Here is a 27000-nt window from a genome sequence, read left to right as displayed (position 1 = left end):
TGTTCGTGGTTCGTGTATCGGAAGGGATAGGATTTTTGATTTACGAGGTGGGATTTAGGATGTAAAAATTACAGATTAAATGTTAGATGTATTTGAGGTTAAGAATGAGGTTCTGAACATAATTACGATAATAAGAAGATAATTATTTTATTACGTTCATTTTTGTCTTGACACAAAAACGAACCAAAAAAGTCAAGACTGCGATTTTCGACGTTCAATTACCATCTCACGCACTAAAAAGATTAAATGTTTCGCATACGCTCACTAATCTTTTTTACGCTTGTTTCAATGGATTGAAGCTCGTCTGCAAATCGTATGTCGACTCTAAAATCCGTTGTTAAATAGTGAATTTGAGTATTAATAAGAATAAAAATACGTATAACGTAAAATAACAAAAACCCCTTTCCCAAAAACAAAGTTGGCGCGATGTACTGGAAAAGGAGTGGCTTTTAAAACTAATGTTGAATTTTAAAAAACTTATGTAAAATCATGAAATAGTAAACAGATTCACACTCTATCCCCCGAAGACAACACAATAAGAAAGTAAATGATCTTCATAAAATGTATTAGTGTTAATTTTTTTCATTTATTAATGTATTTTTTAAAACTGTTGGAGGGGGATATTTTAGGAGGAATATAGGATTAACAGGCGCGAATGCACGCACGCGTGATAATAGAGATGAAATTCTAAATGGAATTTGCGATAATAAGAAGTTCTCTATTTATTGCTTTTTGCTTGATCAAAAAGTAATCAAAAAATCAAGTCTGTGCTTACAAGTCGGTCAATAACGGCTATTCGCTAAATGCTTTAGAACATTCGCATGTGAAATGCGAACAGTAAATCATTTTTAACGCTCTTTACGCCGAATTGACACTCGACTTTTCAGCAATGACGATTTATAAATTCATTGTTAAAAAAGGATTTGAGTATTGAAAAAAGAGTTAAAAATCCGACGATTTAGAATAGAAATGATAACGAATTTGAATATTGAAAAAGAATTAGAAAATGTCATATGATTTGGAGGCGAGTGTCAAAAAGTTGAAGAGAATGGTTAAAATATTTTACTGTTTGCGTAGCAAATGATTTAAAATATTGAATGGCTGAAACTTATTTTGACCGTCGAAAATCAAAGACAAGAGTTTTTTGATTACTTTTTTGCTCATTTCCCCGTAGGGCATATGAATTCCGATAATTAAAATAGATAAGCTATGAATAAAAAAGTGATAGAAAGAATTTTACATTCTTTTTTTCCTTGATGAAAAAACATTTGAAATTAAAAGGAGAAGCTCCTGTGGAGCTTAGGTAAAATTGTTACAAGTTGATTAATAATTATATGTTCATTTTTGTCTTGACACAAAAACGAACCAAAAAAGTCAAGTCTGTGCTTACAAGTCGGTCAATAACGGCTACTCGCTAAATGCTTTAGAACATTCGCATATGAAATGCGAACATAAATCATTTTTAACGCTCTTTACGCCGAATTGACACTCGACTTTTCAGCAATGACGGTTTATAAATTCATTGTTAAAAAAGGATTTGAATGTTTAAATAGGATTAAAAAAATGTCATATGATTTGGAGGCGAGTGTCAAAAAGTTGAAGTAAATGGTTAAAATGTTTTACTGTTTGCGTAGCAAATGATTTAAAACATTGAATGGCTGAAACTTATTTTGACCGTCGAAAATCAAAGACAAGTCTTTTTTCGTTAGTTTTTTTGACGAAAAAAAGTGACAAAAGATTTCTCGATACCTCGAAATGACATATTGGATACGATTCTGAGACAAGCCCAGAATGACAAAATTTGTTATTAAAAAGTGGATTTGAATATAAAAAAGAATAAAAACGTAAAACGTTAAGCGTAGACCGTAAAACGTAAAAAAAAACAAAAACCCCTTTCCCAAAAACAAAGTTGGCGCGATGTACTGGAAAAGGAGTGGCTTTTAAAACTAATGTTGAATTTTAAAAAACTTGTGTAAAATTATGAAAATATTTTACTTTAAACTCAATAGGCATACAATAAGTGTGTTATTGGGATTGGTTTGTGCTACACCCCTATTTGCACAAACAGGAAAAACCGTGACTGGAACGGTGAAAGATCATAACCATTTGCTCTCTGGCGTGGTCGTAACAGAAGAAGGCACACAGAATAGTGTGCGAACTGATGAGAATGGATACTATTCGTTGACCTTACAACATGATGATGCTAAACTAATTTTTGAGCAATTGGATTTCCCTATTCGTGAAGAAGAAGTGCTGAATAGAAGTGTGATAAATGTAAGTTTCACAAAAGAGGACGACGAGATTCAGCTAAAAGATGTGGTGATAAATGCGGGGTACTATGCTGTAAAAGACAAAGAACGTACGGGGTCTATTGCACGTGTAACGGCTAAGGAAATAGAGAATCAGCCCGTGAATTCTGTTTTAGATGCTTTGCAAGGTCGTGTTCCTGGTTTAGAGATTACACCAACTTCGGGTAATTCTGGTAGTGGTTATAAAGTTAGAATAAGGGGTCAAAATAGTATTGCTGCAGGGAATGACCCCTTATATATTATAGATGGTGTTCCATTTAGTACCACTAGCTTAGGATCTACAGCTTTAGGAGGTGTAATATTACCTGGTGGTAATTCAAATCCGTTGAATACGATGGATCCTCAATCCATCGAATCTATTGAAGTGTTGAAAGATGCTGATGCAACAGCTATTTACGGATCACGTGGAGCAAATGGTGTACTATTGATTACTACTAAGAAAGGTAAAACTGGCAAAACAGCTTTTACTGCTGATGCTTCTACAACTATTATTACTCATGGTATATTCCCTACTCTATTAAATACCAATCAATATCTTGAAATGAGACGAGAAGCTTTTGCAAATGATAAGATCACTACCTATCCTACCAATGCATTTGATGTAAATGGAACATGGGATCAGAATAGATTTACCGACTGGCAAAAAGAATTTATAGGAAAAGCCACTACAGCTAACACCTTGCGTTTTTCTGTTTCTGGTGGTACTGAACAAACGAGTTTTATCTTAGGAAATACATTGGTAAAAGAGAATGCTGTTTACCAAGGAGATTTTAAATATACAAAACTTGGCTTTTTTTCTACGCTAAATCATCAATCTATTGATCATAAATTCAACTTAAGATTATCTGTACAATATAGTTTAGATCGTAATTTTTTACCAACTACAGATCTTACACGCTCTGCTATTACGTTAGCTCCTAATGCTCCAAGTTTATACAATGATGACGGAAGCCTAAATTGGGCTAATAATTCGTGGTCTAATCCTATTGCTGCATTAAGAAGTACATATAGAAATGAAACAACTAACCTAAACACTAATGCTGTAATTAGTTATCAGTTGTTGAATGGAGTTACAATAAAGACAAACTTAGGCTATCAGCGTACTGATTTTGATGAATTTCAATCCAATCCTAATACAATGAGAAATCCAGCTTTTGGAAGTACAAGTGCAGCATCTAATATACTTAAGAGTGAAAACTATCAAAATGGCTGGATTATAGAACCTCAGATTGATTTCAATTATAAATTAGGAAAAGGAAAAGTAAGTGCTACAGCAGGTGCTACTTTGACAGAACAAGAGAAAGAACAAAATTCTTTATTAGCAAGTGGGTTTGCGAGTAATCATTTAATGAATAACATACGTTCTGCAACCACCATAAGTTATTTGAAAGAAACTAGTTCTCAGTATAGATATGCTGCCTTATATGCTCGTATAAATTATCAATACAAAGACCGATATATACTTAATTTAACCGGACGAAGAGATGGATCGAGCCGATTTGGTCCTAATCATCGTTTTGCAAATTTTGGTGCAGTTGGTGCAGCTTGGATATTTTCTAAAGAAAATTTCCTACGTGACGTATCATGGTTGAGTTTTGGGAAATTGCGAGGTAGTTATGGTGTAACAGGAAATGATCAGATTGGTGATTATCAATTCCAAGATACTTTTACAATAGCGCAAGGTGGATATGACAATCTGCTTGTTTTATATCCTACACGTTTACAAAATCCTAATTATAGTTGGGAAAAAAATAAAAAGCTAGAAGTAGCATTAGAAGTAGGTTTAATTCATAACAGATTGGATATGGAGATAGCCTATTATCGTAATCGGTCATCTAATCAACTTATAAGTTACAAACTGCCTACAACAACAGGATTTACAAGTATCATTTCTAATTTAGGTGCTGTTGTACAGAATTCTGGAATGGAAATAACATTTAGTGCAATTCCAATACAGCATGGTTTAGTGAAATGGACTACAAGCACGCAGTTATCTCTGCCACAAAACAAACTGAAATCGTTTGAAGGATTAGATAAAACACCTTATATCAATGATTACGTAATAGGTGAATCACTATACATCCGAAAATTATATGATTATCAAGGTATAGATTCGACAACCGGATTATTTCAATTCAAAGATTATAACCAAGATGGACAAATTACCTCTATAGAAGATAGAAAAGTAAGTGTTGATTTATCACCACAGTTTATTGGAAGCTGGCAGAATAGCTTAGTCTATAAGCAATGGACAATGGATTTCTTATTTCAATTTGTTAAGAAAAAAGGATACAACGAATTCTACAGCTTCGGTACTCCAGGTATGATGTCTAATTTTCCTGTTGCAGTCTTAGATCGTTGGCAAAAACCTGGAGATAAAGATAAAAAATTTCAACGTTACACAACGGGGGTAGATTCTAAAGCTTTACAAGCTTATAACAACTTCTTATCAAGTACAGGTGTTATAGAAGACGCCTCATATATACGACTGAAAACTATAGCAATCTCCTATCGATTACCAATTAAAGAGTTGAATGGTTTGATTTATATACAAGGGCAAAACCTATGGACATTAACAAAAATGAAAGGTGTAGATCCTGAAACCGAACGTACTTTTTTACCTACAACGAAAAGAATAGTAATTGGTGGAAAAATAGAATTCTAATCAGTAATTAAAAAATCATGAAAAATTCAATAACAATACAATTGCTATTATTAGTGTTTATTACAAATAGCATACTTTTTAGTTGCGAAAAACTAATCGAAATAGACGATCCAAAAGGTGAAATACCTTCTGAAATAGTTTACGAAAATACACAAACTGCAACAGCTGCTATCACACAGCTATATGCTAACCTTAGAGATGAATATCTTGTAAGTGGAAATTTATATGGTGCATCTACTTTAATGGGGTTTTATGCAGATGAATTGGATTACTATGCGTTAGCAACGAATCCGGTAAATGATTATGTAGAACATAGAATACTTTCTTCTAATACCATTAATTCATCCATATGGTCAAGTGGCTATCAATTAATTTATATGTGTAATGTAGCATTAGAACGTTTAGATAATAGTAAAAATTTATCTAATGAAACAAAAAATCAATTGAAAGGAGAAGCTTTGTTTATAAGAGCTTTCGTTCATTTCTACTTGTCTAATTACTATGGAGAGATTCCTTACATCAAAACAAGTCAATATCTACAAAATGTAAAAGTGACTAGACAATCTACACTAGATATATACATCCAATTAAAAGACGATTTGAAGCAAGCACAAGTATTTCTTAAGAACGAATATCCTACTTCTGAACGTATAAGAGCAAACTACTTTACTGTAACAGCTTTACTTGCACGTGTTGAACTCTATCATAAAAATTGGAAAGATGCAGAAGAATGGTCTAATAAAATTATAAATACTGCATCTATGTATTATTTAGAAAATGATCTTTCCAAAGAATTTTTAAAAGAAAGTCATTCTGCAATTTTACAGTTGAAACCTAAAAAGATTGGAGATCCTACGAACGAATCTAAACAATTTATTTTTGAAGTTGGCCCTCCCCCTACTATGGCTTTGAGTCAAAAATTAGTAGATGAATTTGAATCCAAAGATCTACGTAAGCAAATATGGATAAAACAGATCAATAAAGGAACTGATTATTGGTATATGCCTTATAAATATAAACAAAACACTATAAAAAGTGAGTCTACAGAATACGCTATTCTTTTTAGACTTGCTGAACAAATTCTGATACGAGCCGAAGCTAGAATAATGCAAGGTAATATAACAGGGGCTCTACAAGATATAAACACCATACGAAATAGAGCAGGATTGACAAATACAACGGCTGTGAATTCAGTAGCAATAATGGATGAAATCCTTAAAGAACGTCGTTTAGAATTATTTACTGAACATGGACATCGTTGGTTTGATATTAAAAGATTAAACAAAGCTGAAATAACATTACAACCCTTGAAACCTGGATGGAAATCTACTGATATTCTTTTTCCTATTCCAGATACTGAAATAAGGATGAATCCTAATTTACTCCCTCAAAACAATGGCTATTAAAAATAATATTACAATTATGTATAAAATAATTTATACCACATCATTTTTTTTGCTCTTGTTAATTTTATCAATTGAAAAAGTAAATGGACAAACAGACACCAAAAAAGTATACTCTGAAAGCCTAAACGGCCGATGGAGTGAATCTTCTATTATTATTAATTCAACAGAGGATGGTAAATGGATTTTAATACGTGAAGATTTTCGTAATAAATCAACTCACTATTTAATTCATCAAAAAAGAAAAATTAAAATTGAAATAAGTCTTCTGCTTACTTCAGAATTTTCAACGGATGAAAAATGGTTTGCATATTATACTTCTAATAAAGAAATTAAAGTAATCAATCTTCTAAATTTAAGTAATAAAACATTCAATAATATTTCTTCTCATGTATTTAGTTTTGATAATAATTCGAGATTTATAGCATTCTATCAAACGAATGAAAAGAAGTCTCTAATCATCTACAATTTACAAAATGATACAACAAACGAGTTTATAGGTGTTTCTGACTTTAGATGGAACCCTAAAGGTGATAAAGTTGCTATGATTTTGAATAATCCTATTTTATCAGATGTTAGGATCTATAATTTAGATCATAATAGTGTAAAAGTTATTCAATCATTTGATCATACTAATTTAAGCCTTTTGAATTGGAACGAAAATGGGGATGTATTATTATGGTCCGAAAATAACAAAGATAACACCATTTTGTTCCATGTAAATGGTAAAGGAAAAATAAGCAAATTAACTTCCGAAGATATCAGAACTCAATTGGATGACAAAGTTATAAGCACAAGTAACATACGCCTAAGTAGTGATGGTAGATCTGTATTTTTTTATAGAAAAAAGAATAATATACAACAAAAAACGGATGTAGAAATATGGGATACCAAAGATAAATGGATTACTCCTCGTAAAAATTCTTATGACAAAAATAAAAGTGATTTTCTTTTGTCTAGTTGGACACCTGAAGATAATATTGTTAAATCAATAACTGACAGTAACACCTCTTCTATTCTTTACAGACATAAACAACCATACGCATTGGTATGGGACGCGTTACAATATGAACCTCAATACAAACAAGATACCTATGTTGATTTGTATGTACAAGATATAAAAACAGGAAAAAGAAAATTAATTGTAGAACATCTCTATTTAGGTAATTATGATGAGTATGCTGTTTTTTCTCCAAGCGGTCTTTTTGTAGCTTATTTTAAAGAGCATCATTGGTATTTGTATGATATAAAAAAGGAAAAAACCTATAATTTAACAGAATCTATAGGGAGAAATTTTTACAATGAATCTGATAATAATATTACAGATAAAGCTCCAGTAGCGGTTCCTATTTGGTCGGAAGATGAGCATGAAATTCTTTTACAAGATCAATATGACATTTGGTTATTGAATGATAAAAAAGTAACTAATTTAACCAACGGTTCTTCAAAAGGTATCCATTTCAAATTAAGTAAAGCAAATAATACCATAGTTGAAAAACAATTGGTTCGTTATTCTTTTTCTGATACATTTACTTATAATTTTAATCGCCCCTTATTGATAGAAACTATTACAGATAATCTAGAAAAAGGATTTGCTTTGTTACAAAAAAATAAAGTTAAACATTTAATTTCAAGCGATCTAAATTATAGTAACCCTAAACTATTTCTAAATTCAAATAAGTTTGCTTATCAAGTGAGCTCCTATAAAGATTCACCCTCTTTCTATATGTATGATATGATACTAAATAAAAGTGAGTTACTTTATCAAAGCAATCCTACTTTGCAAGAATTTGATTTAGGAAAATCAGAAGTTATTGATTATACTTTACCAAATGGAGTAACCTTAAAGGCTACTTTACTTTATCCTTCCAAATTTGAAGCTTCAAAAAAATATCCAATGATTATTAATATCTATAATCAAAATGCAGATAAAAAGTTTGTTTTTCAATCTCCTAATTTTTATGGTTATGACGGTTTTAAACCTATTAATTATGTCACAAATGGTTATTTTGTTTTATTACCTAATCTTTCATACGAAATAGGTAAACCAGGAGAATCTGCTCTTCTCGCTGTAGAATTTGCACTAAAAAAAGTAATAGAAAACAAAGCTATTGATGCTAGTAGAATTGGATTGATTGGTCATTCTTTTGGAGGATATGAATCAGCTTTTATTGCCACTCAATCTAAATTATTCAAAACAGCAGTTGCTGGTGCTGCCGTAAGCGATTTACAAACTTGGTCTCACGATATGCAAGGCAATGACTGGAATACAGATCAGTTATGGAGAACTGAAAGTCATCAATTTAGAATGGGTGATAGTTATTACAAATTAAAAGATAATTATAAACGTAACTCACCTCTAGATCAAGTAGAACAATTGAAAATGCCCTTGTTACTTTGGACAGGTAAAAATGATTATAATATTAATTGGTATCAAAGTGTTTATCTCTTTATGGGAATGAAACGACTTAATAAGGAAGGTAAATTAGTAATATTTGAGAACGAACCTCATCAAATATTTAAAGAACAAAATCAATTAGAATTATCAAAGATCATAAAAGATTGGTTTGAAAAATATTTAAAATAATAATAAAGAGAGGAAGGAAAATCAAATCATCCTTCCTCTCTTCTTTTCGTCTACTATGGACGATGAGTTAAAGGAACACTACAGAATGTACCATTATCATTTTGATAAATTTGTGGTCCTGATGCTCCCATGTAAGTACATGGAACATCACCTATATTGTTACATTCTTGTGGTACCGATTCACATTTTTCATTCAAAGAATTAAAAATATAACCCGTAATTAACATATCTTCATTTGAAGATTTATTTTCAGAGGCAAATGCAAAAGCAACAGCCATCATTCCTACCCCAATTGGTAGCGCTTTTTTTAGAAAATTTGTTTTCATTTTGTAAAATTTTAATGTGGTGACTTACTCTATTATACAGGTTTTCAGTCTTCCCCTGCATTGCGCAATTAATTATTATTTCTTAGTTTGTACATCCATAATTGATCATCTACTACTCCTATCAAATAATTATTATAAGCCACTAATTGTTGAATTGATTGCTTTGGTTGATGATAAAAATAAAAGCTATATTCATATCTATTGTTTCTAAAATCATACGAGTCGATAATCGACATTCCTTTTGCATGATAATCTTTTTCAAACTTTCCTAACCTATCACTTACAATGAAATATGAATTATTATTTGATGCAGCTGTTTTATTAACCATAATTGTTTGACTACCTAACTCATAGTGATTTCTTTTCTTAAAATGAACTAAATCTATTTTAGCAGATGTAATGGTATCAATTGTATTATTTTGAGACTTCAATATTAAATTCTCATCTAAAACCAGATATTGATTTCTGTAATGATATAGATATGTATATATTTTTGATTGCTTATTCCACTGTAGAAGTCCATCAGTATCAAAGGTACCAGTTGATTGTTTTGTCAGGATTTTATCTTTTAAGTTGAATTTATTTTGATCTGTTACTATTTCTCCAATAACAGTGGAATTTGTTTTATTAATGGCTGTGACTACCGCAATTGCAACAGAATCCCTTGGAATAAATTGATTAAAATAAATCTTTTCATTTAATAGTGTTGATGCTTTCCAGTTTACTATTCTTCCTCTAAGTATTATTGGAACTGTACCGTCACCAACAAAAAAATAGGGAGGTTGCACAACAATACGGATGCGTTTATACGGTAAATCATAACGATTAATCTCAATTCTATGAATATTTTCTGTATAATTATGAAAATCAATCTCTTTTATATAAAGAGGCGCATTATAATTTCCTAAATATATAGAACAGCTATCTACCCCAGCTATATAATAGTCATTAGAATTTAAAGTTATTTGTTTTATTTTGTCAAGAATATGTGGAATGTATTTACGCGTAAACGCATTGTTATACTGAGATTTCTTTTCTGATAAACCATATAAAATGGTTACACTAACAATTCCAATTAAAATAAGAAAGAATTGTTGAATTATATAATCTCTCCATGTTTGAGAAATGTTTGTTATCCTAATGCCAATTAAAGCCAATCCTACAAATACACCATTAAAAATCAGATGTTCTGTCCATCCCATCTTTTCTAAAACTCCACCACATGAACAAGGTGTAAATGCTGTGAAATGTAGAATAATGACAATATAGGTGGTGAACATCACCATTAAGAAAAGTGAAATCTGTAAGGCAATTATTCGGTATCGATCAAACATCAAAAGAACCGCTGTTACCAGTTCTATGATTATAACTCCATACGAAATAGGAATCGCATAACTAGCTAATAAGGGCGATTGTCCTAACTGCGTTTGAAAGGTCTCAAAATCCATCAGCTTGCTTGCCGCTGCATAAATGAACAACACAATAAATAGGTAGCAGATGAGTGTTTGTATAAATGGATCGTATTTTCTCATCTTAATGTGTTTTAGGGTTTAAAGTGAACTACTCACCTCCTTCTTCAGTACGCTTGATATAAGGATCTTTATCTTTTGGTGGATCAGCTTCTTCTTGAATAGAATCAGCAGTAACGATACTATCCAATTCTATATGTAAATCTGATTCGCGTTTTTGTTCTACAACAGATAAACCATCTGATCTTAATTGTTCTTTTTCTTCCTGTTCTATACATTGATAAAATAGGAAACTAATGATGCTAATGAATAAATAAGTTTTTGTTTTCATAGTCGTGTTTTTTAGGATTATTTATATTCTTAGCTTAAAATTAGAAGGCATAATGATTAAAACAATAAAGAAGCACGTCAAAAACATAAACACTATGTTGATTTTATAAAAGTGTTACTTGTAATCGTTTATATTATTAATAATTAGCAAATTACCAAATGTTAATTTTTTAATTTACTATGAAAATAATATCCTACAACGCTGTATAAATGTGTGAAATTTATAAATTCATACATTTCATGGTGTAATCGATTAGTGATTTGTGGTAATTTACAAGCCTTATTCGATTAAAATAAGTAACTTACATGGAAATCTACTACTGTTTTCATCTAAAAAAACAATGCTTATGAAAACATCTGTACCCCTTCTAATTGGATTTTTATGGCTTATTTTCAACATCGAAAATGTCTATGCAATTGATCAACTAAGCACAGAAACAAATGATTTTCTGGTTCAGAGAATTGATTCATTTCAAACCGATAAGAACAATTCCGAAGTTTGGAAGTACATTAATGCTTATATCTTAAAGGCTAAGATTAGCAATGATGGCGAAACTTTATTCTATGGCTATAAAGAAGCTATTTACTATTCACAGGATTATTCAACCAAATTAAAATATGCTGATAGTGCAATAGTTGTTGCTCAACAGACAAGGAATAATGATTTGATTGTTCAAAGTTTTCTTTCGAAAGGATTGGTTCATTATCAGTTCAAGAAATTTCAACCAGCCTTAAAAAATTATTTATTAGCTGAAAAGAAATTGAATAAGAAATCATCCAACTACTTAACATATAAAGTCCTTTTTAATGTTGCTTTAATTAAATTTCAATTAAAACAGTTTGAGGAGTCTCATGATCTATTTGCGAAATGCTCTTCTTATTTTGAAAAAAATAGTTCGGATATCAATCACCAAGCTTATTATTTAAATAGCCTTTATTATTCCGTTCAAATCTTACAGGCTCAACATAAATACAAAGAAGCTAATCAGCTTAATAATAAAGGCTTGAAATTGAGTCAAGATTCGCAAAACGACTATTTTATTCATTATTTTACTTATTTAAAAGGAATTCAGTTCTATTTAGAAAAAGAGTATCAACAGTCTATAACCACGCTAAAAAATGAATTAGATCATTTGAAAAGTCACCACGATTCTAATACACTGAGTTTGGCTTATTTTTATATTGGTAAAACTTACGAGGCAATAAATGAAGTACAAAAAGCAATTATATATTTTGAAAAAATAGATCAACTTTTTAATGAATATGATTTTTTGGATAGCGATGTTCGTGCTGCTTACGATGCCTTAATCCATAATTCTGAAAATAATCGTAATTACCCAAATCAATTGTATTATATCAATCAGTTACTAAAACTAGATCATTTGACTCAGCAAAATACAGTAAAGCTATCTCCCGTTCTCCAAAAAGAATATGATGAAAAAGAACTATTGAAGTTGAAGAAAAATGTTGAATTCAAAATCATCTTCTACCCTATTTTGATAGGTTTTGTGATCATTTTATGTTCAATCGGGGTATTGTATAGTTACAAACGTTTTTTCAAACAGCTTACGATAGATAAAAAGAAAGTAAAAGAACCTCCTGTTATTGAGATTCCGACTGAAGTTGTAAATCATATTTTGAATCAGTTGAATGATTTTGAAATGAATCACTTATTTGTACAGAAAACTTTAACCTTGGCTCAATTAGCAAAATCATTTAAAACCAATTCTGCATATTTATCAAAGATTATTAACTCAGAAAAAGGAACTAATTTTTCAAATTACATCAATCAACTTCGAATAAATTATGTTCTTCATCTCCTAAAGGATTCAGATCAGTTTCATCAACATTCAATTGGTGATTTAGCAGAATTAGTAGGTTTTTCATCTTCTCGTCAATTTTCGAATGTATTCTTTCAAGTGACTTCATTTCGCCCTTATGAATATATAAAACAATTGAAATTCAATCTAAACAAAAACAATTAAAAAGAAAAGACATCTCGATACTTCGGTAGACTCTCAAACCGAGGTTCATTGCCCCTATTCAAAAAGATAGTAAATACCGTCACTTCGAGTGATTTTCAAAATGTAATGTAGAAAATTGTATCGAGAAGTTAGACGTTTTAAAACAATTTTCGTCTTATTCTTCGACATAATCAATGTGACAAAATTCCTTATCAAAAGTGAATTTGAATATTGAAAAAGGATGAAAAAACCGACGATTTAGAATCGAAATGATAACGAATTTTAATAATGAAAAAGGGCGTAGAAACTGGCATTAAAACTCACACGTTAAGAAAATGGTTGAATGCAACGTTAAAAAGATTTTAGCCCGTAGGGTTTGTAAAATCTTTAGTGGAATGAAAACATTTTTAGTAGAGAGGTTTACGGCCTTGACTTTTTGGTTACTTTTTAGTCAAGTAAAAAGTGACATCAAAGAAAATGAATACCTGAGCCACTCCGTGGCTCCTCCTCTTAATATCAAATTTTTAATTTCAAATGTTTTTTTGGATGAGTTTCCCCGAAGGACATATGAATACCAATAATTAAAATAAACAGGAAATGAATAAAAAAATGAAAGGAAGATATGACAAAAAAGAATATTCACCACATAGGTACATAGAACTGACATAGAAAAGACATTTCGATACAATTTTCTTTTTTTATGAAACGAAAATTTACTCAATGTGACAACAAGAAAGAAAAAAACGTAAAACGTTAACCGTAGAACATTGACAATTCCAAATGGCAGGATACTCCCAACATCAAGGCAAGATGAAGGCAACATAGTTGCAGTAGAATGTATGTAAACGATTTTAGAATTACAATTTTAGAATTGAGATATGAGAATTGTAGTATGTAAAAAGTAGTATGTATTTAAGATTAAGAATGAGGTTCTGATCATAATTTACGATAATAAGAAGATAATTATTTTATTACGTTCATTTTTATTCATGAGTTATTATTGTTTTCAAATGAATTCATATGCCCTTCGGGGAAGTCTTGACACAAAAACGAACCAAAAAAGTCAAGACCGCGATTTTCGACGTTCAATTACCATCTCACGCACTAAAAAGATTAAATGATTCGCATACGCTCACTAATCTTTTTTACGCTTGTTTCAATGGATTGAAGCTCGTCTGCAAATCGTATGTCGACTTTAATACTCTTATTTACAACAATCTCGACTTTTCAGCAATGACGATTTATAAATTCATTGTAAAAAAAGGATTTTGAATATTGAAAAAGGATGAAGAAACCGGCATTAAAACTCTCACGTTAAGAAAATGTTTGAATGCAGCGTTAAAAAGATTTTAGCCCGTAGGGTTTGTAAAATCTTTAGTGGAATGATAACATTTTTAGTAGAGAGTTTTACAGCCAAGCGTTTTTTGTTTCGTTTTTTGCGCTTAAAAAATGAAAGAATGATAATGATTTAAAACATTGAATGGCTGAAACTAATTTTGACCGTCGAAAATCAAAGACAAGTCTTGCTTTTGCTGAGCCTGCCGAAGTATTCGTTAGTTTTTTTGATTGTTCCCCGAAGGGCATATGTATACCGATAATTAAAATATATAAGCTATGAATAAAAAAGTGACAAAAGATTTCTCGATACCTCGAAATGACAGATAGAAATTGTCATTCAGAATGTAGCTTTAGCGAAATGAAGAATCTCTTAACCCTTCTCATCCAATAGATTGAAGCTCGTCTGCAAATCGTATGTCGACTTTTCAGCAATGACGATTTATAAATTCATTGTAAAAAAAGGATTTTGAATATTGAAAAAGGAGTTAAAAATCCGACGATTTAGAATCGAAATGTTTTAATCATAGTAAATAAATCGATATTTTTCAGTTTACTGAACTATACAATTTCTAAAATAAAAAAAACTATGTTTCTATTGTGGTTAGAAAATTAGAGGATTCGGTTCGACACTTCGACACTTCGTAAACTCAGTAACAAGTTTCAATACTCACATCAAATACCGTCACTTCGAGTGATTTTCGAAATGTAATGTAGAAAATTATATCAAGAAGTTAAACGTTTTAAAACAATTTTCATCTTATTCTTCAACATAATAAATGTGACAGCAAGAAAGAAAAAAACGTAAAAAGTTAAGCGTAAAACATAATAAATTAATTCCCTATAAATTTCAAATAAAAAATCTTGATTTTTCACCTATTCAAAACCCATTAAGTGTTAGTTGTACGATTTTTGATTCATTATTGAATAATAACATTCTAAAAATGAATACCATGAAAAATAACACGACACAAAACATCGCACGATATACCTTAGGAGCTTTTTTGATTGGAGCAGGAATTGCTCACTTAACTATAGCTAGAAAAGAATTCAAGGCACAAGTACCAAATTGGGTTCCTTTACCCAAAGATGACACAGTTGTGTATTCGGGAATTGCAGAAATAGCCTTGGGTAGTACGATTGTTTTAGCTCCAGATAGTAAAAAAGAAATAGTTGGAAAAATAGCAGCTTGTTTTTTTGGGGCTGTTTTTCCTGGAAACTGGGCTCAATATAAAAACAAAAGAGATGGTTTTGGATTGGATACAGATCAAAAAAGATTAGCACGATTATTCATGCAACCTTTACTAATTATATGGGCTTTGAAATCGACTAAAAATACTAAATAACTTGTTTGAAGTAACCAACTTACGACAATTGAATTATATTAAACAAATTTGAATGAAAGAGGATGACTTTTAATAAAGATCTAAATAAAAGATTAAAAAAATTACGCAAATAAATAACTGTATGATAATAATTTATAGTATTTTTATCTCAAATAATACTATAAAATTAATATTTGAACAGCGATGAATAAACTATTTATTGTAGCGATTGCAGCTACTTTGATTGTTTCTTGTAACAACAAAACAGAAGAAAAGAAAACGGATAATGTTATAGTAGATACTAATCAAAAACAAGAAAATACGGTTGCTGATAATGGATTTGACATCAGCAAAATTCCATTTTCAACAGCTGACATTGGAGATTTTCCTTTCATAAATCTTCCGCAAGGTTTAAAAGAAATGAACAAACCTTTGGTAAAACAATTTGACATATGTTTTTTTCCTATTAACGGTGTTATGACACCTTTTGAAGGAAAGTTGTATAAAACTTTTGTTTCACCTAAACAAGGAGAAAAATTTTCGCAACATTTCTTTGAAAAAAGTATGGCTGATTATTTACAATCTATCGGGGCTGTTAAAGTGTTTGATGGTGAAATAACCAAAGAAGAATATGAGCGTTACAATAAACAAGATCCGAATAAAGGAGGCGAAGGTGATATGGGATACGCTGGACAAAATATGAAGTTTTGGGTATTACGTACAAAAGATAAAGGAAATGTATATATACAATACCTTTCTAACAATGCTGGTGCTTCGCTTAATGTACTACAAGAAACAGACTTTAAGCAAACTATCACCAAAGTAACAGCAGACGAAATTGCTGAGGATTTGACTAAGAATGGAAAATCTATTTTATATATTAATTTTGATGTTGATCAAGCAAAAATCACGCAAGAAGGTGATGAGATTGTGACTGAAATTGCAAATGCCTTAAAGAAAGATAACACATTAAAAATATCAATTGAAGGGCATACTGATAATTCTGGCGACGCTAAGCATAACAAAAAACTATCTAATGATCGTGCAAATGCTGTAATGCAAAAACTAATTGCTTTAGGTATTGATAAAACACGTTTATCTGCTATAGGATACGGAGCTGAAAAACCATTGGTAGCAAATGATACAGAAGAAAATAAAGCTAAAAATAGACGTGTAGAGTTGGTTAAAGTAAAGTAAAATCTATATATGTTTTAATTTTATTAAACATGAAAAATATTGATACTAATCCGTAGTACATTATTAAAAAAAGTTGCTCCAAACATTATAGAAACTAAAGAACTAGATTCTATACTAAAGAATGTTTAATTCTGATGGTTCTTTAAAATCATTAAATACAAATTCATATCTACCAAAAAAACCTTGAATAATTCAAGTTTTTTTTATGTTTAAACAATCAGTAAAACTGTTTCTTTTAATTTTTCGGCTTGTTTTGAATAAATAAAAATCTCAAAATCGGTTTGTATTTTTTCTTCAAAACTTTGTTTCATTTGTTGATAAGAAACTGCTTTTGGACTTTCTTTCAAGTATTGAACAAAATCAACCAACCATTCACCAATCTCTTTGTCTACAATAATTTCAAGATAATCTTGTTTGGTATGAAATTGTAAAACAGCATTCTCAAAAATCTTCCCTTTTTTGGTTTTCGTAACAAATTCTATTTGCGGCTTCTCTCCTAACCAAACTACTTTTTGCGTTGGTTTATGCGTTAAGAAAGTTTCATTATTCAAAACTGTTTCGATATAATTTGGTTGAATTGACGTTCTCGGAACTTTAAAATCAAACCATTCATTCAGTGATAATTCAAAACCAACACCGTGCATATAATTAAACAATGACTTCTTTAATCCATACGAAAACTGTTCATGAATTAAGCCTGATTTTTCTTCGTGAATCATATCATTATTCGCAAAAGTTCCTAATTCGGTGCTATGATTAATCACTTGATACTTCTCTGGATTCAACCCAACTGGACTATGTGCAGTCATCGCAAATTGATGCCAAAATCCTGATTGAAGAATTCCCAATTCGAACATTTGACGCACCATTTCCAAACTATCAATCGTTTCTTGCTTTGTTTGTGTCGGAAAACCATACATCAAATATGCATGCACCATAATTCCAGCTTCGGTAAAATTTCGATTTACAACGGCAACTTGCTCCACTGTTACACCTTTATCAATCAATTTCAACAATCGATCCGAAGCCACTTCCAAACCTCCAGAAACCGCAATACAGCCCGAAGCTTTCAATAATCGACACAAATCGTATGTAAAACTTTTCTCGAATCTTATATTTGTCCACCATGTTACAGTTAATTTTCTTCGAAGAATTTCTAACGCAACTTCTCGCATTAATGCTGGCGGAGCAGCTTCGTCCACAAAATGAAAACCTGTATTTTGAGTTGTTTCAATCAACTCTTCCATTCGGTCAACAATTTGTTTCGCCGCAATTGGTTCATAAATTTTGATATAATCTAACGAAATATCACAAAACGTACATTTTCCCCAATAACAACCATGCGCCATCGTTAATTTATTCCAACGCCCATCACTCCACAAACGATGCATTGGATTAACCACTTCGATGACAGAAATATATTGATCTAATTTGATATCCGTATAATCTGGTGTTCCCACTTCACTAAATTTATAATCGCGAACAGTTTGATTATTGATATAAGAAACTTGATTATTTTGAAGAGCAAAAGTTCTTTTTAACTCAGAAACTTCAACTTCATTGTTGATATATTTTAACAATTGCTCAGTTGGTGCTTCACCATCATCTAATGTAATAAAATCGAAGAACTCAAATACTCGTGAATCGCTTAAAGAGCGTAATTCTGTATTTGGAAAACCTCCACCCATGTCCACAACAATTTCAGGATAATTTGCTTTAATATATTGCGCACAACGGAAAGCCGAATATAAATTTCCTGGAAAAGGAACCGAAAAACCAATCATTTTTGGATTCGTTTTCTGAATTAATTTCTCTAATTCCGAAAGTGTAATTTTATCAATATAAGTTGGGTCTTTCTGTAATTCTTGATACAATTCATCAAAAGAATTTGCCGATCTTCCTAAACGTTCAGCATAACGAGAAAAACCAAAATTTTCATCAACAGCCTCAATGATTAAATCCGATAAATCTTCTAAATATAGCGTTGCCAAATGCTTCGCTTTATCTTGAAAAGACATCGAACCAAAAGCCCATTCCAAATCTTCAACTTCTGCAAAACGAGAAGCTTCTGGTAAATATCCATCTTGAATAATTGAATCAGCTAAGGTCGAATTTTTTCCTTGTAAAAATCGGATAACAGGATCAATAGTTGCGATATATTCGTCGCTTAACATCACCATTCTTTTACTATTATCACCTAATTCAATCTCTTGATTTTGAATAAATTCAAATAAATCAATTAAACCTTTTCTTGAAAATAATTGTAAGATAACATCTAAACCTAAATCAGCTTGAAAAGTTGAATATGAAAGTGTGTTTAGAAATCCTTTTAAATAAACTGTTCCAGGATATGGTGTATTTAATTGCGTAAAAGGTGGTGTGATTAATAAAAGATCCGTTTTCAATCGTTGAAATTTGTTGCAAAAATACGGATTGAAAAAAAATAATTTTAGATTTTTATCAATTATTTTTCAGTTTTATCAGTGCTTCTAAACGGCATCGTTTCAATTTTAAAACTTTCCTCAATCACAGCTTTTTCGAGATTAAGAATTCCTTTCAACGATTTATAATCTACTTTATCTGCATCATCAGTTGGTTTGTGATAATCGTCGTGACCGCCTGTATGGAAAAATAAAACTGGAATATCTTTCTCATAAAACGAAGTTTGATCCGAACCGCCTCTACCTTCATAACCTGTATAAAATTTAACAAAATCAGTCGGATTAATTTCATTAAAAATTGTTTCGAAAGTTGGAGAAGTTCCATAACCTATAATTGAAACGCCAGATTCTTTGTTCAAACGACCAATCATATCCATGTTTAACATCCAATGCACTTTCGATAAATCATACGTTGGATGTTTCACAAAATAACGTGACCCTACCAAACCTAATTCCTCTGCACCAAAAGCAATGAATAGAAAATTAACAGGTTCTGTCATTTTATTTTTACTGTAAAATCTTGCCAATTCTAACAAACCAGCAACGCCAGAAGCGTTATCATCAGCACCATTGTGAATCATTCCATAACTATCTTTCGCCAAAGAACTTCCTTGCTTTCCTTCTCCCAAATGGTCGTAATGTGCACCAATCACAATCGTTTTCTCCGCTTTATTATCTAAAAAAGCAATCACATTTTTTGCAGAACGAATACTGTCAACAACTTTTACTTTTTTTACCTTCGCCTCAAATCCTTGAAAATATCCATCTTCTCCTAAAGGTTGAAGTTTATATTTTTTGAATTCTTTTGCAATATATTTTGCAGCTTTCAAATTTTCTTCACTTCCAGTTCCTCTTCCTTTCATTTTGTCATCAGCCAAAAAATAAACGTGTTTTTTAAGATTTTTGACTTCAATTTCTTGCGCAAAAGACTTGGCTCCTACAACCAAAGATAAGATGATAACTATTTTTTTCATATTCAATTTCGACTAACTATGTGTCTAACAAAAATAGAAAAATAATCAAGAATATAGATGAATAGGATAATTTTAGAAATTTAATTTTACTTATTATCACTGAAAATCAGGGTGAATAATTCAATAATTGTTAAATTTCAAAAACTTTTTTAAAAATTGATGCAACATTCAAAAACTTGCTGCGTCTATACAATAGAAACAACAATGAAACCTTGAAAATTTTGGAGAAAGAAAATTTTTCAATAAATGATAAACAACTATTAGATTGGTGCGAATCTGGTGTAGAGGCTGGCTATACTCAGCTCTATCATCGCTATTCGAAATCAGTTTACAATTCTGTTTATCGTTTGGTCACAGAAGTTTCTGATGCGGAAGATTTGACACAAGAAATTTTTATTTCACTTTTCTCTGATATTCAAAAGTTGAAAAACATCGAAAATTTGGGTGCTTGGTTCAGTAGAGTTGCGATTAATAAATCAATTTCACATTTACGAAAAAACAAAGTTTATTTTTCTGATGTTGCTGGAGCAAATATTATTGATGACAGCGAAGAAAGCATGGAAGAAAAACAAATGTTGGATGGTAAAATTGAAGAATTGCAACAAGCAATTGAAGAATTACCAACGGATACAAGAACAATTGTGAATCTATTTCTGTTCGAAGACATGCCGCAAGAAGACATTGCTCAACTTTTGGGATTGAGCCACAACACGGTGAGAAGTAAATATCATCGTGCAAAAAAGAAAATTTACGAAACCTTACAACAAACCGTTTGCAATGAATGATTCTTTAAAAAAACATATCGAAAAAAACAGAGAAGCCTTTGAAAACAAAGAACCTTCTGCAGAATTATGGAAAAGAATTCAGGCTGAGATTCCTAAACAGGAAGAAAAAACTTTGGTAATTGAACAGCCTAAGAAATGGAGAATTCAAAATTGGAGTATTGCTGCTTCTGCGCTTGTTTTATTGAGTGTTGGTGGATATTTTTTATTAAAAAATGATCAAGTAAATTCACCAAAAACAATTGAAATTGTAAAAGAAAAGCAGGTTAAAAAAGTAGAAGAAATTCAACCAGAAATTGTTCATCCAACTGAAATTAAAACTGAACAAAATAAAAAAGAAATTCAGTTTGTAACAATTCAGAAAGAGAAAAAAGTTGAAAAAATTGTTCAACCAAAAGAAGAACTAATTGGTATAGATGAAGCACTTAAAAATGAAATTTTAAGTTCATTAAATGATCAAGAATCAACAAGTAATCGTATTGATGCAATTGCAAAAATAACTGATTTACCAAGTATTGATCACAATTTGAAAGAGAGTTTATACCACTTAGCTTTAAATGACAACAATACAATTGTGCGACTAAATGCACTCGAAGCGCTTGCTTCAAAATTACCTAAATCGGACGTTTCAAAAGAGTTAACAGACATTTTTATGAAACAAGATGATCCGATGGTACAAATGGAATTAATAGGAATGATTGCGCATATCAATAACGATCAAATCGATTTGAAATTAACAAATAAATTACAAGAAATGGTGTTGGATCCTACAACAAAACCGTTTGTGAAAGACGAAGCGTACGCGGTTCTTTTTAGAAAATAATAATTAACAAAAAAATCAAAAAATGATAAGAAAAATATTTTTGGTAGCTGCATCTTTTATGATGATGTCTACGTACACTTTTGCACAAAATGAATCGAAAAGTGCGAATGAAGATAATTCGAAAACGTACAAATTAGCTGTAAGTAAAGGAAAAATGAACCTTGATCTTGGACGAGTAACAGTAGAAGGTTACAACGGAAACGAAATTGTTTTTTCTACAAAAACAAGATCGCGAGATAATGACGAAAGAGCAAAAGGATTGCGCTCGATCAACTCATTAGGACTTGAGGACAACACTGATTTAGGAATAAATGTTGTAGAAAAAAATGGTATAATCGAGGTAAAACAACTACAACAAATGACACCTCCAAATATCAAAATTTTAGTTCCAAAAGGTGTAACAATTTCATTTAATCATCAATCTCAATTTGGAAGTACCATTACATTCAAAAATATCGAAAACGAAGTTGAAGCAACTGCAAGTTACAACAATGTAGTGTTAGAAAATGTAACAGGACCTGCAACAATCAACACGATTTATGGTTCTATCGATGCTAAATTTAGTCAAAATGTAAAAGGTCCTTTGTCGCTTGTATCTATCTATGGTCACGTGGATGCTTCAATTCCGAAATCATCAAAAGCAAATGTAAAATTAACAACTTCGTTTGGTGATATTTTGATTGCACCTGAATTATCGTTAAAATTAGAAACAGTTGATAAATCATCTGAAATGATAAAAATTAACAATCAAGCAACAGGAACATTAAATGGCGGAGGAACAAGTTTCCTTTTCAGATCAGATTATAGTAAAATATATTTGAGAGCGTTATGAGAACAGTAATTTTATCTTTAGCAGTGGGCTTATTGGCAAATTTATCAATCGCTCAAACAAAAATTCAGAAGAATTTTTCAGTTGAAAAAGGTCAAGAATTAACATTAAAATTTGATTATCCACAAATCGTTAAAATCACAACATGGAAACAAAACGAAGTGAGTATCTCTGGAAATGTTAATATCAATAATGGTAAAAATGACTCGAATTTCAACTTAACTGAAAGCAAAAACAGTCAAGGAAAAACCATCGAAGGTAAAATTGTAAAACTAGAAGATATTCCACATCAGGTGACAGCGACTTTTGGTAATGAGAAAAAACAATTTCAAACCAAAGAGGACTATCAAAAATATATTGATGCAAATGACATTAAATCCTCTTCGGTTTCTACAGGTGTACAAATGGATATTACATTGGAAATCAAAGTTCCTGAACATATGAAAACGACTATCGAATCAACGTATGGAACAATTGAAGTTATCAATTTTGATGCACCGATTATTGCACAATCAACATATGGAAGTGTAGATGCAACAATGAATGCAAAACAAATTGGAGAAATAAAAGTGGAAACTTTTTTTGGGAAGATGTACACGAATCTAGATTTTGGAATCAAAACTATAAAATCAGATAATTTTCATTCTGTAATTGCAGCAAACGTAGGTAAACAGCCATTGCAAGAATTTTCTTCGAAATATGGAAATGTCTATTTAAGAAAGTAAATAGTAGATAAATTATAACATTTTTTGAAAACACAATTGAGGATTCTCAGTTGTGTTTTTCTTTTAGAAAAGATTATTTTTGATAAAAATTAAGCCTTGAATCATTTATTTAAAGTTGCCCTAAATTGGATTAAGAAAGAGCCTCAAACAGATTCTTCAACCAGAATTTATACAAAAAGTCATCACATTTCGATTGAAGGAAAACCTGATTTAGAAGTTTCTGCTGCGAAAACTTTCAAAGGTGATCCAAACTTATACAATCCCGAAGATTTGCTTTTGAGTAGTTTGACCTCTTGTCACATGATGTCGTATTTATATTGTTGTACACAACATAAAATCGAAGTAATTTCTTACCAAGATCATTCGGAGGCCACATTGCAAGTGAATCCTGATGGAAGTGGAAAAATTATAAAAGTAGATTTATTTCCTGAAATCATTATTTCTAATTCATCACAAATCGAGTTGGCGCTTTCACTTCATAAAAAAGCAAACGAATTGTGTTTTATTGCGAATTCGTGCAATTTCCCTGTTTATCATCACCCAAAATGTAACGCAAAATAAAACCGAACTAAACTCGGTTTTAATAATTTATTTTATTTCTGTTATAATTTCTCTTTTAAGAATTGAGCTGTGTAGGACTCTTTTACTTTGACAATCTCTTCTGGCGTACCTTCGGCAACCAAATAACCGCCTTTCTTCCCTCCTTCTGGACCAAGATCAATCACCCAATCGGCAACTTTGATAATATCCATATTATGTTCGATTACAAAAACCGAATGTCCCAAATCAATCAAAGCACGTAATGCTTTAATCAACTTCTGAATATCATGGAAATGCAGACCTGTAGAAGGCTCATCAAAAATAAACAAGGTTTTATTTGTCGTTTCTCCTTTCGTCAAGAAAAAAGCCAGCTTCACACGTTGTGCCTCTCCACCAGAAAGCGTATTCGACGATTGCCCAAGTTTTACATAACCCAAACCAACATCTTGTAATGGTTTCAGCTTTTCGACAATTTTATTTTGTTGATGCGTTGCAAAAAAGTCAATTGCTTCATCAATTGTTAGATTTAAAATATCTGAAATCGATTTTCCTTCGAATTTAACTTCTAAGATTTCTTTCTTGAAACGTTCGCCATGGCAATCTTCACAAACCAGCTCTACATCAGCCATAAACTGCATTTCGATGGTAATTGTCCCTTCTCCTTTACATGCATCACAACGTCCGCCATCTACATTAAACGAAAAATGTTTTGGTTGAAATCCCATCACTTTACTTGCTTTCTGATTGGCAAATAAATTTCGGATATCATCGTAAGCTTTTACATACGTCACAGGATTAGAACGCGAAGATTTCCCGATTGGATTTTGATCGATTAACTCAATTCCTTCCAATTGTTTCAGATCTCCAACTAACTCATCAAAATCACCGATTTTATTTCCAAAAATCTCGAAATGACGCTGAACAGCTGGTGCTAAAATATCTTTCATTAAGGTAGATTTCCCTGAACCCGAAACACCTGTAATAACGGTTAATTCGTTCAGAGGAAATTTAACATCAATATTTTTTAGATTATTTTCTCTTGCTCCAATAATTTTCAAATAATTAGGAGATTTTAGACGTTTTTTAGGAACTTCAATTTCTAATTTTCCGTTCAAATATTTAGATGTTAATGTATCACCTTTTAATAATTCATCATAGGTTCCTTCAAAAACTACTTCACCTCCATTTGTTCCTGCTTCTGGACCAATATCGATGATATAATCAGCAGCTTTCATAATGTCTTCATCATGTTCTACCACAATCACTGTATTGCCTAAATCGCGTAAACGATGTAAAATCGTAATAAATTTAGCTGTATCACGCGAATGTAAACCAATCGAAGGCTCGTCTAACACATACATCGAACCAACCAAACTACTTCCCAAAGAAGTTGCTAAATTGATACGTTGTGATTCTCCTCCAGACAAGGTATTCGAAGCACGATTTAGCGTTAAATATTCTAAACCAACATCTAACAAAAACGTTAAACGCGACTTAATTTCGTATATAATTCGACCCGCAATTTGCTGATCATATTCGTTAAATGAAATACTTGTAAAGAAATCATTCAACTCATTCAAAGGTAAATCAACCAAATCATTAATCGATTTATCTGCAATTTTCACGTAATTCGTTTCCTTACGTAAACGCTTTCCTTTACAAGTTGGACAAGTTGTTTTACCACGATAACGAGACAACATTACACGATATTGAATTTTGTATGTATTCTCCTCAACCATTTTAAAAAAACCATCCAATCCTTCCCAGTCGTTATCTCCGTGCCACAAATAGTCTTTTTGTTCTTCGGATAATTCAAAATAAGGTTTATGAATTGGAAAATCTACTTTTTGAGAAAGTTTGATAAAATGATTTTTCCACTCGCCCATTTTCTCGCCTTTCCAAGCTACAACCGCATCTTCGTAGATAGACAACGATTTATTTGGAACGACAAGATTCTCCTCAACTCCAATTACTTTCCCGTAACCTTCGCAAGTTGGACAAGCTCCATAAGGATTATTGAAACTAAAGAAATGGATAGTTGGTTCATTAAAAATCAAACCATCTGATTCGAATTTATTTGAGAAATATTTTACCGAATTATCTTCTACATTTACAATCGCTATTTCTCCTTTTCCTTCGAAAAAAGCCGTCTCGATAGAATCTGCCAAACGATGATAAAAAGATTCTTCGTCCTCTGTTGGCAAAGCGATACGATCAATAACAAGATGAATATCATTTTCGGGTTGAGGTTCGAAATTAAATGAAATTAGATCTTCAATTTTCACTTGATTTCCATCTACACTCAAACGTGTAAACCCTTGTTGTTGAAGAATGTTTAAATGTTCAACAAACGAACGTTCCTCTGGCACAACTAATTTTATTTGAAGAATAAATTTAGTTTCAGCCGCAAAAGTTTTTAGATAATCAATTACATCCGTCACCGAATCTTTTTGAACTAATTCTCCTGTAATTGGCGAATATGTTTTCCCAATTCGTGCGTACAACAACTTTAGATAATCGTAAACTTCTGTCGTTGTCCCAACTGTAGAACGCGGATTCGTAGAATTTACTTTTTGCTGAATCGCTATTGCTGGCGCTATTCCTTTGATATAATCAACTTGAGGTTTATCCAATTTTCCTAAAAACTGACGTGCATAAGACGATAAACTTTCGACATAACGACGCTGACCTTCCGCATACAACGTATCAAAAGCCAAAGTAGATTTCCCAGAACCAGACATCCCAGTAATCACGACTAATTTATTTTTTGGAATCGCTAAATCAATGTTTTTTAAGTTGTGCAATTTTGCACCTTTAATCAGAATAAATTCTTTCGGATCAAGTTGATTGATATCTTTTTTCATCTTGGCACAAAGTTAAGTTATTTTAGAAAGTTAAACTTAATCGCAACAAAAATTAGTCATAAAATATAACGTATAAAAAAGAACAGATTTAGTTAAAATATAAAAGCGCATC

The 27000-nt window shown here is 31.3% G+C and carries 17 protein-coding genes; 11 read left to right on the top strand and 6 right to left on the bottom strand.

Annotation, left to right across the window (positions count from 1 at the left end):
* Positions 1 to 1980 precede the first annotated feature (1980 nt).
* From B3578_RS01620 to B3578_RS01610, 3 genes are read left to right on the top strand one after another with little or no spacing between them, the layout of a single operon-like run.
* Entirely contained in the window at positions 1981 to 4974 is a 2994-nt protein-coding gene (locus B3578_RS01620) for a SusC/RagA family TonB-linked outer membrane protein (protein ID WP_291046649.1), read from the top strand.
* A gap of 17 nt (positions 4975 to 4991) precedes the next feature.
* Positions 4992 to 6380 (top strand): RagB/SusD family nutrient uptake outer membrane protein, encoded by a 1389-nt coding sequence (locus B3578_RS01615; protein ID WP_286495481.1) that lies wholly within the window; start codon positions 4992 to 4994, stop codon positions 6378 to 6380.
* Positions 6370 to 8964 (top strand): alpha/beta hydrolase family protein, encoded by a 2595-nt coding sequence (locus B3578_RS01610; RefSeq protein WP_291046645.1) that lies wholly within the window; start codon positions 6370 to 6372, stop codon positions 8962 to 8964. Before B3578_RS01615 ends, B3578_RS01610 begins: the two co-directional genes overlap by 11 nt.
* A gap of 53 nt (positions 8965 to 9017) precedes the next feature.
* Here B3578_RS01610 and B3578_RS01605 read toward each other — a convergent pair whose 3' ends face one another.
* The 3 genes from B3578_RS01605 to B3578_RS01595 form a co-directional block, all read right to left on the bottom strand.
* Positions 9018 to 9290: a DUF6520 family protein gene (locus B3578_RS01605; protein ID WP_286495483.1), complete on the bottom strand. Its 273-nt coding sequence runs from the start codon at positions 9288 to 9290 to the stop codon at positions 9018 to 9020.
* Positions 9291 to 9358: 68 nt separating this feature from the next.
* Entirely contained in the window at positions 9359 to 10822 is a 1464-nt protein-coding gene (locus B3578_RS01600; RefSeq protein WP_286495484.1) for a DoxX family protein, read from the bottom strand.
* 28 nt (positions 10823 to 10850) lie between these two features.
* Positions 10851 to 11090, bottom strand: coding sequence for a hypothetical protein (locus tag B3578_RS01595; protein ID WP_291046641.1), 240 nt, complete (start codon positions 11088 to 11090; stop codon positions 10851 to 10853).
* A 346-nt stretch (positions 11091 to 11436) separates the two neighbouring features.
* On the opposite strand from B3578_RS01595, the gene B3578_RS01590 reads away from it, so the two are divergent.
* From B3578_RS01590 to B3578_RS01580, 3 genes are all read left to right on the top strand, one after another.
* Positions 11437 to 13074: a helix-turn-helix domain-containing protein gene (locus B3578_RS01590; RefSeq protein ID WP_291046638.1), complete on the top strand. Its 1638-nt coding sequence runs from the start codon at positions 11437 to 11439 to the stop codon at positions 13072 to 13074.
* A gap of 2267 nt (positions 13075 to 15341) precedes the next feature.
* Positions 15342 to 15734 carry a DoxX family protein gene (locus tag B3578_RS01585; RefSeq protein WP_038330750.1) on the top strand — a complete coding sequence of 131 codons (393 nt, stop codon included), beginning with the start codon at positions 15342 to 15344 and terminating at the stop codon, positions 15732 to 15734.
* Between the two features lie 183 nt (positions 15735 to 15917).
* Positions 15918 to 16910 (top strand): OmpA family protein, encoded by a 993-nt coding sequence (locus tag B3578_RS01580; protein ID WP_291046633.1) that lies wholly within the window; start codon positions 15918 to 15920, stop codon positions 16908 to 16910.
* Positions 16911 to 17119: 209 nt separating this feature from the next.
* On the opposite strand, the gene B3578_RS01575 is transcribed toward B3578_RS01580, so the two are convergent.
* On the bottom strand, positions 17120 to 19315 hold the full coding sequence (locus tag B3578_RS01575; protein ID WP_291046630.1) for a B12-binding domain-containing radical SAM protein: 2196 nt from the start codon (positions 19313 to 19315) through the stop codon (positions 17120 to 17122).
* Positions 19316 to 19374: 59 nt separating this feature from the next.
* Positions 19375 to 20325, bottom strand: a complete 951-nt coding sequence (locus B3578_RS01570) for a M20/M25/M40 family metallo-hydrolase (protein WP_291046627.1) — start codon at positions 20323 to 20325, stop codon at positions 19375 to 19377.
* A 176-nt stretch (positions 20326 to 20501) separates the two neighbouring features.
* Between B3578_RS01570 and B3578_RS01565 the strand changes: the two genes are divergently transcribed.
* The 5 genes from B3578_RS01565 to B3578_RS01545 all read left to right on the top strand — a co-directional run bounded on the left by B3578_RS01565 (position 20502) and on the right by B3578_RS01545 (position 24045).
* The gene (locus B3578_RS01565) at positions 20502 to 21110 is read left to right on the top strand and encodes an RNA polymerase sigma factor (protein ID WP_038330645.1); all 609 of its coding nucleotides are present in this window, start codon (positions 20502 to 20504) and stop codon (positions 21108 to 21110) included.
* Positions 21103 to 21930, top strand: coding sequence for a hypothetical protein (locus B3578_RS01560; protein ID WP_219034596.1), 828 nt, complete (start codon positions 21103 to 21105; stop codon positions 21928 to 21930). Before B3578_RS01565 ends, B3578_RS01560 begins: the two co-directional genes overlap by 8 nt.
* A gap of 22 nt (positions 21931 to 21952) precedes the next feature.
* Positions 21953 to 22762: a hypothetical protein gene (locus B3578_RS01555; protein ID WP_038330640.1), complete on the top strand. Its 810-nt coding sequence runs from the start codon at positions 21953 to 21955 to the stop codon at positions 22760 to 22762.
* On the top strand, positions 22759 to 23484 hold the full coding sequence (locus B3578_RS01550) for a hypothetical protein (protein WP_291046617.1): 726 nt from the start codon (positions 22759 to 22761) through the stop codon (positions 23482 to 23484). The genes B3578_RS01555 and B3578_RS01550 overlap by 4 nt, the downstream gene beginning before the upstream one ends.
* 96 nt (positions 23485 to 23580) lie before the next feature.
* Positions 23581 to 24045, top strand: a complete 465-nt coding sequence (locus B3578_RS01545; protein ID WP_291046614.1) for an OsmC family protein — start codon at positions 23581 to 23583, stop codon at positions 24043 to 24045.
* Positions 24046 to 24086: 41 nt separating this feature from the next.
* Here B3578_RS01545 and uvrA read toward each other — a convergent pair whose 3' ends face one another.
* The gene (uvrA, locus tag B3578_RS01540; protein ID WP_291046611.1) at positions 24087 to 26888 is read right to left on the bottom strand and encodes an excinuclease ABC subunit UvrA; all 2802 of its coding nucleotides are present in this window, start codon (positions 26886 to 26888) and stop codon (positions 24087 to 24089) included.
* Between the last annotated feature and the right edge of the window lie 112 nt (positions 26889 to 27000).

Origin of the sequence: Empedobacter sp. UBA1574 (assembly GCF_002322895.1) — a bacterium.
GTDB lineage: Bacteria > Bacteroidota > Bacteroidia > Flavobacteriales > Weeksellaceae > Empedobacter > Empedobacter falsenii_B.
This window is presented reverse-complemented; position numbering and strand designations above follow the sequence as displayed.